Below are 15,877 nucleotides of genomic sequence, written 5' to 3'. Positions count from 1 at the left end.
AACGCCACAGCCACGCCCCAAAACGCTCGCCCCCTCTCGGGTTCGAGCCTAGGAGATAGGTACAAAAAAGCCCGGCTACCGTAGTAGTCGGGCTGTTGCGTTTGGAGCGGACAACGGGGCTCGAACCCGCGACCCCAACCTTGGCAAGGTTGTGCTCTACCAACTGAGCCATGTCCGCATATGTAAAACAAAACGGGCGCCGGAGCGCCCGGATGTTGCCTGGAGGCGAAGCCCGGATTCGAACCGGGGGTAAAGGCTTTGCAGGCCTCTGCCTTACCACTTGGCCACTTCGCCGAAAAAGGACCGCCTAAACGGTCCGGAAATGCAATGGAGCGGACAACGGGGCTCGAACCCGCGACCCCAACCTTGGCAAGGTTGTGCTCTACCAACTGAGCCATGTCCGCTTGCGGGTTATTAATTTACGCGAGTTGTCCAAAAGACGCAAGTACTTTTTTCAAAAAACTTGTCTGCCGCATGTTCTTAGTAGCTAAACGCGCTAAAGCGATTGGCTAGGCACACGATTCCAGCGCTCCGCTAAACAGCTTCACCATCTGTACGCGCGTGCCGGCGCCGTCCGTACGACGAGCAACCTCCACGTTATCGACGAGCATACGCATAAGCTTGATGCCACGGCCGCGCTCCTCGGATGCGACCGGCTCGCTCGTTTCATCGATAGAATAGCCGGCACCTCGATCAAGCACCTCAACCACAACGCGATCGCCATAGGCCTGAACCGTCAGGACGCACCCGATACCGCCCGCATGGTCATAGGCATTACCCAGCGCCTCCCCCGACGCCAATGCGACATCGTAGCGCTCGTCACGGCGCAACGGAAGCGATTCAAGGAGTTCGACGATGCGATGTCGGTAGTATGGAAGATTCTCGATACCCTGACGGACCTCGACGCTCTTACTCCAGCGAGGCAGCTCCCCCACCGGAATGGCGGGAATAGACTCCCGTGCCGGCCCCGCGACATGAAGGATATCGACAAGACGAGCAATCTCCAAAAAGCGAACAACTTCACCCGATGCATTGACGAGCGAAAGCAGGCCTTCTCGCCTCATGAGCTCACGAGCGCGCGTAAGCAGGAATGCCAAGCCCGTCGAATCGATAAAGCTAACAGCCTGACAGTTGATGACAACACGACGCACGCCGCGGCCAATCAAAGCATCCAACCGCCGACGCAGCGCAGGCACCGTGGCGATGTCGATATCGCCTGGTGGCGTCAAAACCGCTATGTCATTCCACTCATTCATACGACCATGGTTCCCCAAAAAAGCCCACTCGATGCATTCGTTTCCCCAACCGTACGGATTCAGCCCGCCCAGCGTCGTCTATGAACGACCCCGTAAAAACTCAAGGGACACCAATGCAATGTCATCGTCCAGCGCCGATTCGGTAAATCGGTCAAGCTCGCCCAAGACCTTGCCGCAGATTCCCGATACGCCCTCACCCGAGACAGAGAGCAGAAGGTCACGAAGGCGCTGCTCACCAAAGAACGCTCCGGTGCGGTCGCGGGCCTCAATCGTTCCGTCCGTATACATGAAGAGCATGTCGCCAGGAGCGAACGTAAACACGCCTGTCTCGTACACCATGCTCTCAAAGGCACCGATTACGCCCGATTGGCATCCAAGCAGCTCGACCTCTCCCCCACGGGCCTCGCCGCCACCCAGCGGCATCGACTCTGGCCTAATGACCATGGTCGGAGGATGGCCCGCCGAACAATACGTTGCGCGTCCGGCTTTAAGGTCAATCTTGGCGATAAAGGCCGTCACGAACGTCTCGACCCTCGAAAAGCCCATGAGCATACTGTTAAGAGAGCGTGCCATGCGGGCCGGTCCAGCGCCCTCCCACGCATATGCCGTCAGGGCCGTCTTGACGAGCGCGGACATCGATGCGGCCTCAATGCCTTTGCCAGACACATCACCCAGAATCATGACGGCGCAGTCGTCGGGAAGACGGATGAGCGTATAGAAATCGCCGCCGACCAACGCCGAGTTCGTGGCAGACAGGTACACCGAATCGGTTGCGATACCCGGAACATCCCCCAGGGAATTTCTCATGCCGATCTGAAGGGTCTGAGCGATATGGCGCTCCTCGCGCTTTTGAGATTCGCCTTCGTAGATCAGTTCAAAGTCATGCGCCAAGTGCACCAAGTAGTCATATTCAAGATCATCAATCGGCTCTTGGCTACCATCACGAAGCAGCAGCGCGCGCGTCGTCGGGCTCTTCGCAACAGAAGCAGGAACAATCGCGTCGTTACTGTGCTTGCCATCACCCTCAGAGCGCGGGCGCCCCGCCTCGATGCCGGAGTCGACGTAGAGACCTTGACAAGGCAGGCCATGCGCCCTAAGCCAGCCTCCCATAGGCATCGATTCATCAACGCGAGTTATACGGACGTGTTTAAGGTCCTCGGCACTCGTACCTCCCAAAACAGATGCCTCAAAGCCATCAGGGCCAGCCCCCAGACGTGCCGCTGGCGCCGTCGTGGAAAAGAAAAGCCTCTCGGGATCGTCCGGCAAAGCAACGCGACTACCGCCTTCAAAATCTATGACGTAGGAATCCAGACTGGCGTCATACTCAACAGGGCAAAAATGGCAGTTAAGCATATTGCAGATCTCGGACGATACCGCCTGGGTAGCCGCGGCGGAATCGTCTAGAAAGGTAAACAACTCATCACGCAAGACATTGAGCGAGCGGCCAAGCTCGGCCGTGCGACGGGAGCGAAGACTCGATGCCATGCCGACCAGCTGGATAGATAGGTAATCGCAAATGACCTCGAGCACATTAACGTCATAGGCGAGCGGTGCCTGAGGGCGTTTCCAACCAACTTCCAGCACGCCAAGGATCTGCGTACCGTAAAAAACGGGAAGACAGATCTCGCTGCGATACGGAGGCATATCCTGCACGCGCAATAGGTGCTTAGAACGATTGTCCAGGTCCATGAACATACCGGAGGCGGCCCTATCGCCCTCAAGGTCCTGTTGAATCGACAAGCGACAGGCACGCGACTCACGAAGAACATACGTCGGAATGCCAGCGCCATACGGCAAAAACTCAGGTAGGTAGCTGTCGTACAGCTCCTTGGAAACACCACGAAGCTTAAAACCGCCGCTCTCAGAAAAATAGATAGCGGCACCCGAAGCACCAAGCGTTCCTACAAGCTGGTTCAAAACGGTATCAAGCAGGCTAGGTAGCTCATCGGAGCCCACGGTACTCATAATGACCGAGAGCGTGCCAGAGAGACGCTTGTTCGCCACTCTAAGCTCCGATAACGCACGCTTGAGTTGACGGTCGTGAGAATACTGTTCCTCGATACTGTGAAGCGCCACAAGGACACGTGGTGCGCGGCGCCCAAAGATGCGTGGAGGCGTTACGGAGCCCGCACGAACCAAGACGGGGATAAAGGAGCCGTCACTCAGCTTGAGCATCAGTTCGTTCTCGGAGCAATCGGTTTCAAATGGCAGACGATGTTCCGTCGCACGTTCAAAAGCGGACGAGTACAGGACGTCTTTAACATCTCCACCGATGACGTCGGCGCGTTCCTCGCACATCAAACCAAGTAAGCGATTATTCACATGCAGAATGGTTCCGTCGAGCTCGCAAATGATGACAGCATCGCTCGTGATCTCGACTAGCTGGGCAACGTCTGCCCACTCGTTGCGTTCAAGCGTTTCCATCGTGGACCCCACCGTCTATCGGTAACAAAAAAGCCTCCAAAGAGGCTTCTCAAATGCGATGGTGTCGGAGGCGGGACTTGAACCCGCATGACCAAAAAGCGGTCACTAGCACCTCAAGCTAGCGCGTCTGCCAATTCCGCCACTCCGACATGCTATGTTGTTGATTCGCAGTTCGCTTTGTTAGACCCGCGCGTTCAACGAGGAAAATAATAACCTATGATTCGAGAACTGCGCAAGCACTTTTTTGAAAAAAGTTTACGAATTTGTAAATGTGCTGGTAGATCTATACGTCCGGGTCGGAATGGGGGTAACTTCCCAACGCGTCCTCGGGCATGCGGTACATTTTGATTCGCGCTTCGCGCTACAAAATGTACCGCCCCCTGCGGAATGCGTTGGGAAGTTACCCCCATTCCGCCCCTACAGCCACGTACTCCAAGTACGATTCTCAAACATATTCTGGGGCTGATTAGAAGTTTGTGGCTCGGCTTTGCCGAGCCCTTATATAAGGAGGCCGGAGCTAAAGCTCCGGCCTCACTAACTTTCCTATTAGATTAAGTGAGCGACCAAGGAATCGCACCCCTCCCTGCCGCGTTGCCGCAGGACCCGTGCTGGACTTAGTTTTCAGAACATTCCGCAGACCAGGAAACCCCCTTATCCGCAGCTCCGAAGGAGCAGGATAAGGGGGTTTCCATGGTCGAGGACGTTCTGAAAACTAAGTCCAGCACGGGCCCGGACGAGAACAACCGACTACAGGTCGATGTGCGATTCCTTGATCGGGAACGGCTCCGCGAAGTGGCAGGCACAGCAGTGGCCCGGGGCAACTTCCTTAAACTCAGGCAGCTTCTCGGAGCAGATGCCCTGCGCAATCGGGCAGCGGGTGTGGAAACGGCAACCGGTCGGCGGATCCAGCGGTGACGGCGGGTCGCCGGCAAGGATGATGCGCTTACGGGTCTTCTGGATATCAGGATCGGGCACCGGCACAGCAGACAGCAGCGACTGCGTGTACGGGTGGTGCGGCTCACTGTAGAGCGTCTTCCAGTCCGAAACCTCGACCATCTTGCCCAGATACATAACGGCAACGCGATCGGAGATGTGCTGCACGACGGACAGGTCGTGGGCAATAAACAGATATGCGGTACCGAACTTGTCCTGGAGTTCCTTGAGCAGGTTCAGAACCTGGGCCTGAATGGACACATCCAGAGCGGAAACCGGCTCGTCGCAGATAATCAGCTTGGGCTTCAACGCAAATGCGCGGGCAATGCCGACACGCTGGCGCTGACCGCCGGAGAACTCATGAGGATAGCGGTTGATGTGCTCGGGGTTCAGTCCGACAACGTCGAGAAGCTCGCGAACACGCTCAATGCGCTCCTCCTTGGTGCCCACGCCGTGAATGGTCATGGGCTCGGAGACGATCTCGCCGATGGTCATACGAGGATTGAGCGAAGCATAAGGATCCTGGAAGATAAACTGCATCTCGCGACGCATGTCCTTGATCTCATGCTTGCTCATCTCGGCAACATCTTTGCCCTGGAAGAACACCTTACCGGCGGTCGGCTTGGTCAAGCGCATGATGGTGCGACCCGTCGTGGACTTACCGCAACCAGACTCACCAACCAGACCAAAGGTCTCGCCAGGATAAATCTCAAAAGAGATGTCATTTACAGCAGAGACGACACGCTTGGAAAAACGCTTGGCGAACATGCCGGACTCAGCGGGGAACTCCTTAGAGAGGTGCTCGACCTTCAGCAGAGGAGTACGCTCGTTGGTATCTGCCATTACGCCTCGCCTCCCTTCTTGGAATCCTTGCGCGTACGGGACGTCTCAGGAGCGTTCTTGAGAAACTCGGGGTCACCGGAGTAGTGGCACGCAGAGTAATGACCAGACTCGGTGACAACGCGCTCGGGGCGCTGCTTGCGGCACTTATCGGTCGCATAGGGACAACGAGGCGAGAACACGCAGCCCTCGGGCAGGTTCATGAGCGAAGGCGGGTTGCCGTGAATCGGCGTAAGCGGCTTCTTCTCTTCGATGGCCTGCTCCGGGATGGAGCGGATAAGGCCCCAGGTGTAGGGGTGGCGGCTCTCGTAGAAGATTTCCTCAGCAGTACCGAACTCGACGGGACGGCCGGCGTACATAACCATGATCTTGTCGGCCATGTCGGCGACGACGCCCAGGTCATGGGTAATCATGATGATGGCGTTGCCGTTCTTCTCCTGCATTTCCTGCATGAGCTCGATAATCTGAGCCTGAATGGTAACGTCCAGAGCCGTCGTGGGCTCGTCGGCAATCAGGATATCGGGATCGCAGGCAAGAGCCATAGCGATCATGACGCGCTGACGCATACCGCCAGAGAACTGGTGCGGATACTCATTGACGCGCTTCTCGGGCTCGGGAATACCAACGAGGTCCAAAAGCTCGGTGGCGCGCTTGAGCGCCTCCTGCTTGGAGTAGCCACGGTGCAGACGAAGGCCCTCGCCCACCTGCTTGCCGATCTTATAGACCGGGTTCAAGGAGGTCATAGGATCCTGGAAGATCATCGCGATATCGTTACCGCGAATGTGCTGCATCTCTTCCTCGGTCATTTCGAGGATAGAACGACCGCGATAGCGAACGTCGCCGCCCTCAATCTTTCCCGGAGGCATCGAGATGAGGCCCATGATGGTCATGGCGGTCACGGACTTACCGGAGCCGGACTCACCGACGACACCCAGGGTCTCGCCGCGATCGAGCGTGTAGGACACACCGTCGACAGCGCGAACGACGCCGTCCTCGGTATGGAAATACATCTTAAGGTCATCGACCTCGAGCAGATGCTGGCCCTCGGGAACCGGCTGGTCCTTCAGGTCCACATAGTTCTTGTTCTTCTTCATCCTTATGCGTCCTTCATCTTGACGTCGAGGGCGTCGCGCAAACCGTCACCCAGCAGGGTGAAGGCGAGCACCGTCGAGAGAATTGCCAGACCGGGCATGATCATCATCCAGGGAGCAGTCAGCAGATACTGCTGACCGTCCTGAATCATGGAGCCCCACGAAGGCGTAGGCGGAATAACGCCCATGCCGAGGAAGGACAGAGCAGACTCGGTCAGGATGGCGCCACCAATGTTCATGGTCGCGTAGACCACGATGGAGGCGACGGAGTTCGGGAAGATGTGACGCACGACGATACGAGCATCAGATGCACCCATCGCGCGCGCAGCATCAACATAGTCGTTTTCCTTGACGGTCAAGATCGCAGAGCGGAAGACGCGCGCAATCGAAGGCCAGCCGAGAATACCGATGGCGATAAAGACGTTCTGAAGACCGCGGCCGATAACGGCGATCATGGCGACAACGAACAGCACGTACGGGAACGCCAGGAAGATGTCCGCACAGCGCATGATGATCGTATCCCAGATGCCGCCGTAGAAACCGGCCAGAGCACCCATGACCAGACCAATCAGCGTGGAGATCGCGGTGGCCATAATTCCGACGGACAGCGAAACGCGCGCACCGTAGATAACGCGGACGAGAATGTCACGACCAAGGGCGTCGGTGCCAAACGGGTGCTCGGCACACGGAGCCAGCAGCGACGTCTCGGCCATGGTGGTCGAGTCGGAAGCCGTCGGCGAACCGAGCCAGGGCTTAGCCCACAGATCTGCGGTCAGGGCAACCACAACGACGATGATGATCCAGCAGACACCGATAACGGCGAGCTTGTTCTTGCGAAGACGCTTAAAAGCGTCGCCCCACAGCGTGCGGGACTTGGCGGGAGCAGAGGCGGCCTTGGTGGCGGTAACCTGCTCCTGAGACTGAGAATCAGTTTCCTGCATGAGACGTACCTCCCTTAGGCCTTATCCGACGGACCGCCAAGGCGGATGCGCGGGTCGAGGAATGCATAGCTAATGTCGACGAGCAGGTTGATCACCATGACGACGACGACAATGAGCGTAACGCCGCCCATAACGATGGGCCAGTCACGCATGCTAATGGCGCGATAAACCTCATAGCCGATACCGGGCCAGTTAAAGACCGTCTCGGTCAGGATGGCGCCCGAAAGCATGCCGCCAAAGTCGACACCAATATAGGTAACGACGGGGATGAGTGCATTCTTAAGCGCATGCTTGACGATGATCGCGCGATTGGAGAGACCCTTGGCCTTTGCCGTACGGATGTAATCCTGGTTCATGACGTCAAGCAGCTGCGAGCGCATGATGCGCGCAGCATAAGCGGTCGAAACCGAAGCCAGCGTAATGGTCGGAAGCACATAGTGCATCCAATCCTGATACTGAGAGCTGGAACCGCCGGCACCCGAGATCGGCATGGAGATTGCACCGCCCGTGGCGTCCTTGAGGATGACGCCAAAGAACAGCTGCAGCAACATACCGAGCCAGAAGGCCGGGACCGCAACGAGGATCGACGTGGTGAGCGTTACCAAAATATCCCAGAAGGAATAACGCTTTACCGCCGAAATGATACCCGCACCGATACCCATAATTGCCTCGAGCACGATGGCGCACGCGGCAAGTTTGATCGTATACGGATACTTCTGGGCAAAGATATCCGTAACCGGCAGCTTGCGCTGATACGAATTGCCCAGATCGCCATGCAGCAGGCCGTTCATGTAATACAAGTAACGGTCCACGAGCGACGTTTGAACGGGATCGCCGTTCTCGTCAAGGATCGCGTTGCCGTCCTCGTCCGACTGGACTAGGTGATAGCGGACGCGAAGCTGAAGCTCCACCTCGGGGGACAGAGCCTTGTCTCCACCGATCAGCTTGATCGGATCTCCCGGCACGATATTCTGGAGGGCGAACAGAATCAGCGTAACGCCCAAAAATACCGGGATGAACTGAAGCACACGTTTAACGATGTACTTACCCATACCACTCCCCTATCTAGGGATTAACCTAAATGGGATGCCGATCGCCAGACCGGCATCCCAAAATTACCATCAGCCAGTTTACCCCAGGTTAGGGAGAACTGTATGTTTCCCATGAGGTCTACGTAAATACTTGACCCTCACGGAAGCTGCAAACTCTTAGGCGAGCTCAGCGGTACCCAGCTCGGCGTGCTTCTGCGGATCGACATAGAGGTGCTTGATGCGATCGGAGCCGACGATGGTGTGCGTGTAGAACATCACCGGGATGACCGGGCAGTCGGCAGCGACCATAGCGTCGGCCTCCTGCATCTTAGCGACGCGCTCTTCGTCGTCAACCGTGGTGCGAGCCTCGTTGACCTTGGCGTCGAACTCAGGGTTGTTGTAACCGGAGCGGTTGTCGCCACCGAGGGAGTCGGAGTGGAACAGCGGATACAGGAAGTTGTCCATGATCGGGTAGTCGGCAATCCAACCCAGACGACCGAACTGATAGTTAAAGTTCTGATACTGCTCGAGCAGGGCAGACCACTCGGGGGTATCGGAGACAGCGGTAACGCCAACCTTGGCGAGGTCGCCGATGATGGACTCCATGATCTCCTTGTGACCGCCGTCCTGGTTGTAGGAAAGGGTCACGCTAATGCCACGATCCCCGTTAGCGCCAGCGGGAGCAACCTTGTCGAGGTACTCGTTAGCCTTGTCGACATCGTAGGCGCAGAACTCCCATGCGCCCTCCTTGTAGCCATCGATGCCCGGAGGAACAATGCCGTCGGCAGGGGTACGGGTACCCTTGAAGATGGTCTTGCAGATGGCCTCACGGTTGATGGCCAGGGAGATGCCCCTACGCAGGTCGGCGTTGTTGAACGGCTCGGCCGTGGTGTTGCAGGTCAGATAGTACGTGGAAGGCTCGGCGCCGAGCAGCATGCGCTCGCCGTCACCCATGGTGTAGCCGTCCTTGGACACGCCGCGATCCTTCTTGGCGGCATCGATCTGAGCAACGGGAACGTCGCAGACATCGAGGTTACCGGCCTGGAACTCCTTGTAAGCAGTCTCCATGTCCTTGATGACCTGGAAGTGGATGCCATCGATCTTGGCCTTGTCGCCATAGTAATCGTCGAACTTCTTGAGGTTGATCTCCTGACCATCCTCCCACTTGCCGTCCATCATGAACGGGCCGTTACCGACCGGTGCAAGATAGAAGCTCTTGACATCGGACTCGGCGCACTCGGGAACCGGGGCCAGAGCCGGGTGAGAGGCGACGAAGGGGAAGTCGGCGTAAGCGGAAGACAGCTTGACGACGAGGGTCTCATCGTCGGGGCAAGTAACACCGCTGAGCTCGGTAGCGTTACCGGCAAGCAGGTCGTCATAGCCCTCGACCATAGAAAGGTGATAGGAGACCTCGGAAGGGCCGTACTCGGTAGCGATGGCCGACTTGGTGTTGACCAGACGCTCCCAACCGAGCTTGAAGGACTTGGAGGTAACGTCGTCACCGTTGTGGAACTTGGCCTTCTTGATCTTGAAGGTGAACTCGGTGGCGTCGTCGTTGGCCTCAAAGGACTCGCAAGCCAGCGGAACGATCTCGCCCTTCTCGGCGTCATAAGAGGTCAGAGCATCAAAGAGCTGGTACTCGACCTGAGTGCCCTGGTCCTCCTGGACGTTATAGGGGTCGATGCAGACCGGGTTGTTGATGTAGAAGTTCAGCGTCGAACCGGACTCAGAACCGGAAGCGTCGCCGCCCTTCTTGCCGCATGCGGCAAGAAAAGCCATGGAGCTCGCAGCAAGGGTACCGCCGACAAAGGCGCGACGACCCATAACGGGCTGGTGGAACATAGAATCAGCCATGCCATCCTCCTTATGAGATAGGACAAAGTAAGTTCGGTCGGGCAACGTCAAGACAGCCCAATCGAACCATTCAAACGCGGTCCGCCGTTTTGGCTGGTTATACAAAGCGGACCAACGTATTGCAATACAGTAGCGCATTTTATGCACGATTTGGGGCTAATTCCGGTTAACGGTCGAGAATTTCTTTAGTTGGGCGAAGTATGTGGGGATATTTTGACTCTGTTACAAATATGTAAACAAAAAGGGTCCCGCACATGCGAGACCCATTGCAAACGTATATACGCCGATGCTTAGTAGCCCACGATGCCCTGCGGGAAGAAGAACATGCACAGCACGACGCACGCAGCAAACACGACAGCCATGATGACGGTCAGGCGGTCAAGGTTCTGCTCCATAACGCCTGTGGCTGAGCTGGAGTTATACAGCGAGCTGGCAATCATATCCGAAACGCCGGTACCCTTACCGGAATGCATCAGGACGAGAATCGTCAGCGCCACGGCAGAAACAGCCCAAACGACAAACAGAAGAATCTGGAACGGACCCATAGATAAGCTCCTTAATAGAACAGTTCAAACTCCAGTACTGTACCACAATCCCCCGTTCTCCCCTACCTGCCACTCGGGGACGGGGCGGAAATGGCAGAAATACCAAAAAGGGGATTGTCCGATTGTGGACAACCCCCTTGCTAGAAAACGGTATTTGTTTTCTCTTAGGCCTCGGTGGCGAGCACGCGGCCCGTCATCTCGGCGGAAGGCTCCAGACCAGCCATGGTGAGCATAGTCGGGGCGATATCGGAAAGACGACCGTCCTCGATACCGGTGAGCTGTGCCTTCTCATCAACGATGATGAACGGCACGCGGTTGGTGGTGTGCGCCGTAAACGGATGCTTGGAACCGTCGGAAGCAACGTCAAACATGTGATCGGCGTTGCCGTGATCGGCGGTAATCAGTGCAAAGCCGCCCTTGGCGAGAATCGCCGGGACAACCTTGGACAGGGCATCGTCAACAGCCTCAACGGCCTTAACGGCAGCGTCGAAGACACCGGTGTGACCAACCATGTCGCAGTTCGCGAAGTTCACGATGTAGAAATCAGCGCGATCCTCGTTGATGGCGGCGACAAGCTTCTCGGTAACCTCGGGAGCGCTCATCTCGGGCTGCAAATCGTAGGTAGCGACCTTGGGGGAAGCGACGAGCACACGCTCCTCGCCCTCCTTGGGCTCCTCGATGCCACCGTTGAGGAAGAACGTCACGTGGGCGTACTTCTCGGTCTCGGCGGTGTGCAGCTGCTTCAGGCCATTGGCGGCGATAACGTCGGCCAGGACGTTCTCGGGGAACGTCTTGGGGAAGGCGACCTCGACGTCAAACGTCGGATCGTACTCGGTCATCGTCACAAAGTGCGAGAGCTTGATCTGCTCGCGCTCAAAGCCGTCGAACTCCTTGTCCGTGAACACGCGGGTCATCTGACGTGCGCGGTCGGGACGGAAGTTGAAGAAAATAGCCGCGTCGCCCTCGTGGATGCCCTCGTTGTGGGCAGCGAAGGGCTCGACGAACTCGTCGCCGCGCGGGTCCTTCTCGTAGTAGGCCTTGATACCGGCAACGGGGTCGGTATCAGCATCGGACGCGTTGACCATGACGTCGTAGGCGCGCTGGATGCGCTCCCAACGGTTGTCGCGGTCCATCGCCCAATAACGGCCCGAGACGGTGGCAACGCGAGCGTCGCAACCGGTCTCCTCGGAAATCTTGGCCAGGAAGGCGCAGAACTCACTCATGTAACCGGCACCGGACTGCGGGTCAACGTCGCGGCCATCCATGAAGGCGTGGACGCGAACGGTCTTGACACCATGCTCGGCAGCCATCTTGACCAGAGCCTCGACGTGGTTCATGTGGGAGTGAACGCCGCCAGGGCTCATAAGGCCCATGAGGTGGAGAGTCTTGCCGTCAGCCTTGACATCGTCCATGGCCTTGACGAAAACCTCGTTCTTGGCGATGGAGCCGTCCTTGATGGCATTGTTGATGCGCGAAAGCTCCTGGAACACGATGCGACCGGCACCGATGTTGAGGTGACCCACCTCGGAGTTGCCCATCTGGCCGTCGGGAAGGCCCACGTCCTCGCCCGAAGCACCGAGCGTGGTGTGAGGATACTTCTCGTACAGGCCATCAAGGAAGGGCGTCTTGGCAGCGGCGACGGCGTTCTCGCCATCAGCCGGAGCCAGGCCGCAGCCGTCCATGATAATCAGGAGCGCAGGAAGATGACGTTGTGCCATATGTCCTACTCGCCTGCCTTGACGACCATAGAGGCGAAGTCGGCAGCCTTGAGCGAAGCGCCGCCCACGAGGGCGCCGTCAACGTCGGGCTTGGCGACGAGCTCGGCGATGTTACCGGGCTTGGCGGAACCACCGTAGAGAACGCGGATGCCGTTGGCGAGCTCCTCGCCGAACATCTCCTTGAGGGTCTCACGGATAGCGCCGCAGACCTCCTGAGCGTCCTCGGCGGTAGCGGTCTTGCCGGTGCCGATGGCCCAGATGGGCTCATAGGCGACGACGACCTGCTTGGGGCAGGTGATCTCAAGACCAGCAAGGCCAGCCTTGACCTGGTTCACGACGTGCTCGACATAGGTGCCGGCCTCGCGGACCTCGAGGGACTCGCCGCAGCAGAAGACGGGAACAAGGCCGGCGGCAACGAGAGCCTTGGCCTTCTTGTTCTGGTCCTCGTCGGTCTCGTGGAAGTAGTCGCGACGCTCGGAGTGACCGATGATGCAGTAGGTGCAGCCAGCGGACTTGAGCATGTCGCAAGAGGACTCACCGGTGAAGGCACCCTTGGCCTCCCAGTACACGTTCTGTGCACCGAGGGCGATGGGGGCAGCCTGAATGCGGTCATGAACCGTGGTGATGTCGATGGTCGGAGGGCAGACGAGCACCTCGACGCCAGCCGGAACCTCGGGCAGAGCCTGGGCCAGCTCGTCGGCGAGCTTGGCAGCCTCGGCGACGTCGTTGTTCATCTTCCAGTTACCAGCGATAAGAAGGGTGCGATTAGGCATCGAGAAGCGCCTCCACTCCGGGCAGGGCCTTACCCTCGACGAGCTCCATGGAAGCGCCGCCACCGGTGGAGATCCAGCTCATCTTGTCGGCCAGGTTGAACTTGTTGACAGCTGCGACAGAGTCGCCACCACCGATGATCGAGGTGCAGTCGGCCTCGGCGACAGCCTCGGCGATAGCCTGGGTGCCGTGAGCGAAGTTATCGAACTCGAAGACGCCCATGGGGCCATTCCAGAACACGGTCTTGGCGCCCTTGACGGCCTCGGCGTAGAGTTCCTCGGTCTTGGGGCCGATGTCCATACCCTCACGATCGTCGGGGATAGCGTCGGAAGCGACAACCTCGGGGACAGCGTCCTCGCCAAAGTGATCGGCAACACGGTTGTCGATGGGGAGCAGGATCTTGACGCCCTTCTCCTCGGCCTTCTTGAGCATCTCGCCAGCGCGCTCGACCCAGTCCTCTTCCTTGAGGGACTGACCAACGGACAGGCCCTGAGCCAGGAAGAAGGTGTAGGCCATGCCGCCACCGATGATCAGGGTATCAGCAGAGTCGATGAGGTGATCGAGAACACCGATCTTGGAGGAAACCTTGGAACCGCCGACGATAGCGACGAAGGGACGCTCGGGCTCGGCGAAGATGCCGGTCAGCGTGTCGACCTCCTTCTCGAGCAGGAAGCCAGCGACTGCGGGCAGGTAAGCGGCGGGGCCCACGACGGAACCCTGGGCGCGATGAGCGGTACCGAAGGCATCGAGAACGAAGACGTCACCATAGGAAGCGAGCTTCTTGGCGATCTCGGGATCGTTCTTCTTCTCACGCTTGTCAAAACGGACGTTCTCGAGAACGAGGACCTTGCCCGGCTCGACGGCAGCGACAGCCTCAGCAGCCTTCTCGCCGTAGGTGTCGGCGACAAAGGCAACGTCGAGACCAGAGAGCTCAGCGAGCTTCTTGGCGACGGGCTCGAGGGACAGCTCGGGCTGGAAGCCGGTGCCATCGGGACGGCCGAGGTGGCTCATGAGGATGACGCGAGCATTGTGCTCAACGAGATAGTTGATGGTGGGCAGGGCAGCCTTGATACGGGTGGTGTCGCCAACGACGCCATCCTTGATAGGCACGTTAAAGTCAACGCGGACGAGAACGCGCTTGCCGTCGACATCGATGTCGCGGACGGTCTTCTTGGTAAAGGCCATGTTTGCTTCTACCTTTCGTACGTGTCTGCCTCCCATTACGGCAGACGATTTCTTATAAAAAGGGCGCGACCCTAGGGTGTAAGCCCTATAAGGCCGCGCCCTTCTTTAGACGCTCAACGAGCTATTCGTTAAAAGCTAAATTAAGCAACGAACTTCTCGAAGTACTTGATGGTGCGGACCATCTGAGAGGTGTAGGAGTTCTCGTTGTCGTACCAAGAGGTGACCTGAACGAGGGTCTGGCCGTTGCCGAGGTCAGAGCACATGGTCTGAGTGGCGTCGAAGATGGAGCCGTGGGTCTCGCCGATGATGTCGGTGGAGACGATGTCGTCCTCGTTGTAACCGAAGGTCTCGGAGATGGTGGCAGCGTAGGCCTTCATAGCAGCGTTGACCTCGTCGACGGTGACCTTCTTGTCAACGACAGCGTAGAGGTTGGTGATGGAGCCGGTCGGCGTCGGGACGCGCTGGGCGGCACCGATGAGCTTACCGTTGAGCTCGGGGAGAACCAGGCCGATAGCCTTGGCAGCACCGGTGGTGTTGGGGACGATGTTGACGGCGCAGGCGCGGCTACGACGCTTGTTGCCCTTGCGCTGCGGGCCGTCGAGCGGCATCTGGTCGCCAGTCCAGGCGTGAATGGTGGTCATGATGCCGGACACGATGGGAGCGAAGTCGTTCAGACCCTTGGCCATCGGGGCGAGGCAGTTGGTGGTGCAGGAAGCAGCGGAGATGATGTTGTCCTCAGCGGTCAGCGTCTCATGGTTGACGTTGTACACGATGGTGGGCAGATCGCTGCCGGCCGGAGCGGAGATGACGACCTTCTTGGCGCCAGCGTTGATGTGGGCCTGAGCCTTAGCCTTGCTGGTGTAGAAGCCGGTGCACTCGAGAACGACGTCGACGTCGAGGTCGCCCCAAGGCAGGTTGTTGGCGTCGGCCTCCTTGTAGATCTTGATCTCCTTGCCGTCAACGGTGATGGAATCCTCGCCAGCAACGACCTCGTGATCGCGAGCGTAGTTGCCCTGCGTGGAGTCGTACTTCAGCAGGTAAGCGAGCATATCGGGAGAGGTGAGGTCGTTGATAGCGACGATCTCGGAGCCCTCATGACCGAACATCTGACGGAAGGCCAGACGACCGATGCGACCGAAGCCGTTAATAGCAACCTTTACTGCCATTGTGTCTCCTTTCGTAAGGCCCCCGCAAGCTACAGCGCCTGCCGTTGAGGCCCACAAACTAACCACTCGCCTAATATACCTTTTTTTTGACTTGAATTTCACGAGAATGCTCGAAATTGAAA

At 58.0% G+C, this 15,877-nt stretch carries 12 protein-coding genes and 4 tRNA genes; all 16 read right to left on the bottom strand.

Annotated features, from left to right (window positions below; all coding sequences use genetic code 11):
- Nucleotides 1-102: 102 nt before the first annotated feature.
- Nucleotides 103-178 (bottom strand) — tRNA-Gly (locus OIL88_04805).
- Between the two features lie 42 nt (nucleotides 179-220).
- Nucleotides 221-294, bottom strand: a tRNA-Cys gene (locus tag OIL88_04800).
- 34 nt (nucleotides 295-328) lie between these two features.
- A tRNA-Gly gene (locus OIL88_04795) sits at nucleotides 329-404 on the bottom strand.
- Between the two features lie 105 nt (nucleotides 405-509).
- Complete coding sequence (locus OIL88_04790) at nucleotides 510-1,256, bottom strand: anti-sigma factor antagonist (GenBank protein HJI71686.1); 747 nt, start codon at nucleotides 1,254-1,256, stop codon at nucleotides 510-512.
- A gap of 78 nt (nucleotides 1,257-1,334) precedes the next feature.
- Nucleotides 1,335-3,680 (bottom strand): SpoIIE family protein phosphatase, encoded by a 2,346-nt coding sequence (locus OIL88_04785; GenBank protein ID HJI71685.1) that lies wholly within the window; start codon nucleotides 3,678-3,680, stop codon nucleotides 1,335-1,337.
- A 59-nt stretch (nucleotides 3,681-3,739) separates the two neighbouring features.
- A tRNA-Leu gene (locus OIL88_04780) sits at nucleotides 3,740-3,829 on the bottom strand.
- A gap of 598 nt (nucleotides 3,830-4,427) precedes the next feature.
- Nucleotides 4,428-5,456 (bottom strand): dipeptide ABC transporter ATP-binding protein, encoded by a 1,029-nt coding sequence (locus OIL88_04775; protein HJI71684.1) that lies wholly within the window; start codon nucleotides 5,454-5,456, stop codon nucleotides 4,428-4,430.
- Nucleotides 5,456-6,547 carry an ABC transporter ATP-binding protein gene (locus OIL88_04770; protein ID HJI71683.1) on the bottom strand — a complete coding sequence of 364 codons (1,092 nt, stop codon included), beginning with the start codon at nucleotides 6,545-6,547 and terminating at the stop codon, nucleotides 5,456-5,458. The genes OIL88_04775 and OIL88_04770 overlap by 1 nt, the downstream gene beginning before the upstream one ends.
- 2 nt (nucleotides 6,548-6,549) lie before the next feature.
- Nucleotides 6,550-7,485 (bottom strand): ABC transporter permease, encoded by a 936-nt coding sequence (locus OIL88_04765; GenBank protein HJI71682.1) that lies wholly within the window; start codon nucleotides 7,483-7,485, stop codon nucleotides 6,550-6,552.
- A gap of 14 nt (nucleotides 7,486-7,499) precedes the next feature.
- Nucleotides 7,500-8,537 (bottom strand): ABC transporter permease, encoded by a 1,038-nt coding sequence (locus OIL88_04760; protein HJI71681.1) that lies wholly within the window; start codon nucleotides 8,535-8,537, stop codon nucleotides 7,500-7,502.
- Nucleotides 8,538-8,693: 156 nt separating this feature from the next.
- Complete coding sequence (locus OIL88_04755; GenBank protein HJI71680.1) at nucleotides 8,694-10,370, bottom strand: ABC transporter substrate-binding protein; 1,677 nt, start codon at nucleotides 10,368-10,370, stop codon at nucleotides 8,694-8,696.
- Nucleotides 10,371-10,660: 290 nt separating this feature from the next.
- Nucleotides 10,661-10,915, bottom strand: coding sequence for a preprotein translocase subunit SecG (gene secG / locus OIL88_04750; protein HJI71679.1), 255 nt, complete (start codon nucleotides 10,913-10,915; stop codon nucleotides 10,661-10,663).
- A gap of 164 nt (nucleotides 10,916-11,079) precedes the next feature.
- Nucleotides 11,080-12,633, bottom strand: coding sequence for a 2,3-bisphosphoglycerate-independent phosphoglycerate mutase (gene gpmI / locus OIL88_04745; protein ID HJI71678.1), 1,554 nt, complete (start codon nucleotides 12,631-12,633; stop codon nucleotides 11,080-11,082).
- 5 nt (nucleotides 12,634-12,638) lie between these two features.
- Entirely contained in the window at nucleotides 12,639-13,406 is a 768-nt protein-coding gene (gene tpiA / locus OIL88_04740; protein HJI71677.1) for a triose-phosphate isomerase, read from the bottom strand.
- Complete coding sequence (locus OIL88_04735; GenBank protein HJI71676.1) at nucleotides 13,399-14,589, bottom strand: phosphoglycerate kinase; 1,191 nt, start codon at nucleotides 14,587-14,589, stop codon at nucleotides 13,399-13,401. Before OIL88_04735 ends, tpiA begins: the two co-directional genes overlap by 8 nt.
- 140 nt (nucleotides 14,590-14,729) lie before the next feature.
- Nucleotides 14,730-15,755, bottom strand: a complete 1,026-nt coding sequence (gene gap, locus OIL88_04730; GenBank protein ID HJI71675.1) for a type I glyceraldehyde-3-phosphate dehydrogenase — start codon at nucleotides 15,753-15,755, stop codon at nucleotides 14,730-14,732.
- Nucleotides 15,756-15,877 lie beyond the last annotated feature (122 nt).

The sequence above is a fragment of the Coriobacteriaceae bacterium genome, from assembly GCA_025992855.1.
Lineage (GTDB): Bacteria > Actinomycetota > Coriobacteriia > Coriobacteriales > Coriobacteriaceae > Collinsella.
The sequence above is the reverse complement of the archived record's forward strand: the minus strand, read 5'-3'. Positions and strand labels throughout refer to the sequence as shown.

Excerpts from the sequence above, each read along its gene's own strand:
- OIL88_04790 (HJI71686.1), bottom strand. The coding sequence starts at position 1,256 with ATGAATGAGTGGAATGACATAGCGGTTTTGACGCCACCAGGCGATATC.
- OIL88_04785 (HJI71685.1), bottom strand. The coding sequence starts at position 3,680 with ATGGAAACGCTTGAACGCAACGAGTGGGCAGACGTTGCCCAGCTAGTC.
- OIL88_04775 (HJI71684.1), bottom strand. The coding sequence starts at position 5,456 with ATGGCAGATACCAACGAGCGTACTCCTCTGCTGAAGGTCGAGCACCTC.
- OIL88_04770 (HJI71683.1), bottom strand. The coding sequence starts at position 6,547 with ATGAAGAAGAACAAGAACTATGTGGACCTGAAGGACCAGCCGGTTCCC.
- OIL88_04765 (HJI71682.1), bottom strand. The coding sequence starts at position 7,485 with ATGCAGGAAACTGATTCTCAGTCTCAGGAGCAGGTTACCGCCACCAAG.
- OIL88_04760 (HJI71681.1), bottom strand. The coding sequence starts at position 8,537 with ATGGGTAAGTACATCGTTAAACGTGTGCTTCAGTTCATCCCGGTATTT.
- OIL88_04755 (HJI71680.1), bottom strand. The coding sequence starts at position 10,370 with ATGGCTGATTCTATGTTCCACCAGCCCGTTATGGGTCGTCGCGCCTTT.
- secG (HJI71679.1), bottom strand. The coding sequence starts at position 10,915 with ATGGGTCCGTTCCAGATTCTTCTGTTTGTCGTTTGGGCTGTTTCTGCC.
- gpmI (HJI71678.1), bottom strand. The coding sequence starts at position 12,633 with ATGGCACAACGTCATCTTCCTGCGCTCCTGATTATCATGGACGGCTGC.
- tpiA (HJI71677.1), bottom strand. The coding sequence starts at position 13,406 with ATGCCTAATCGCACCCTTCTTATCGCTGGTAACTGGAAGATGAACAAC.
- OIL88_04735 (HJI71676.1), bottom strand. The coding sequence starts at position 14,589 with ATGGCCTTTACCAAGAAGACCGTCCGCGACATCGATGTCGACGGCAAG.
- gap (HJI71675.1), bottom strand. The coding sequence starts at position 15,755 with ATGGCAGTAAAGGTTGCTATTAACGGCTTCGGTCGCATCGGTCGTCTG.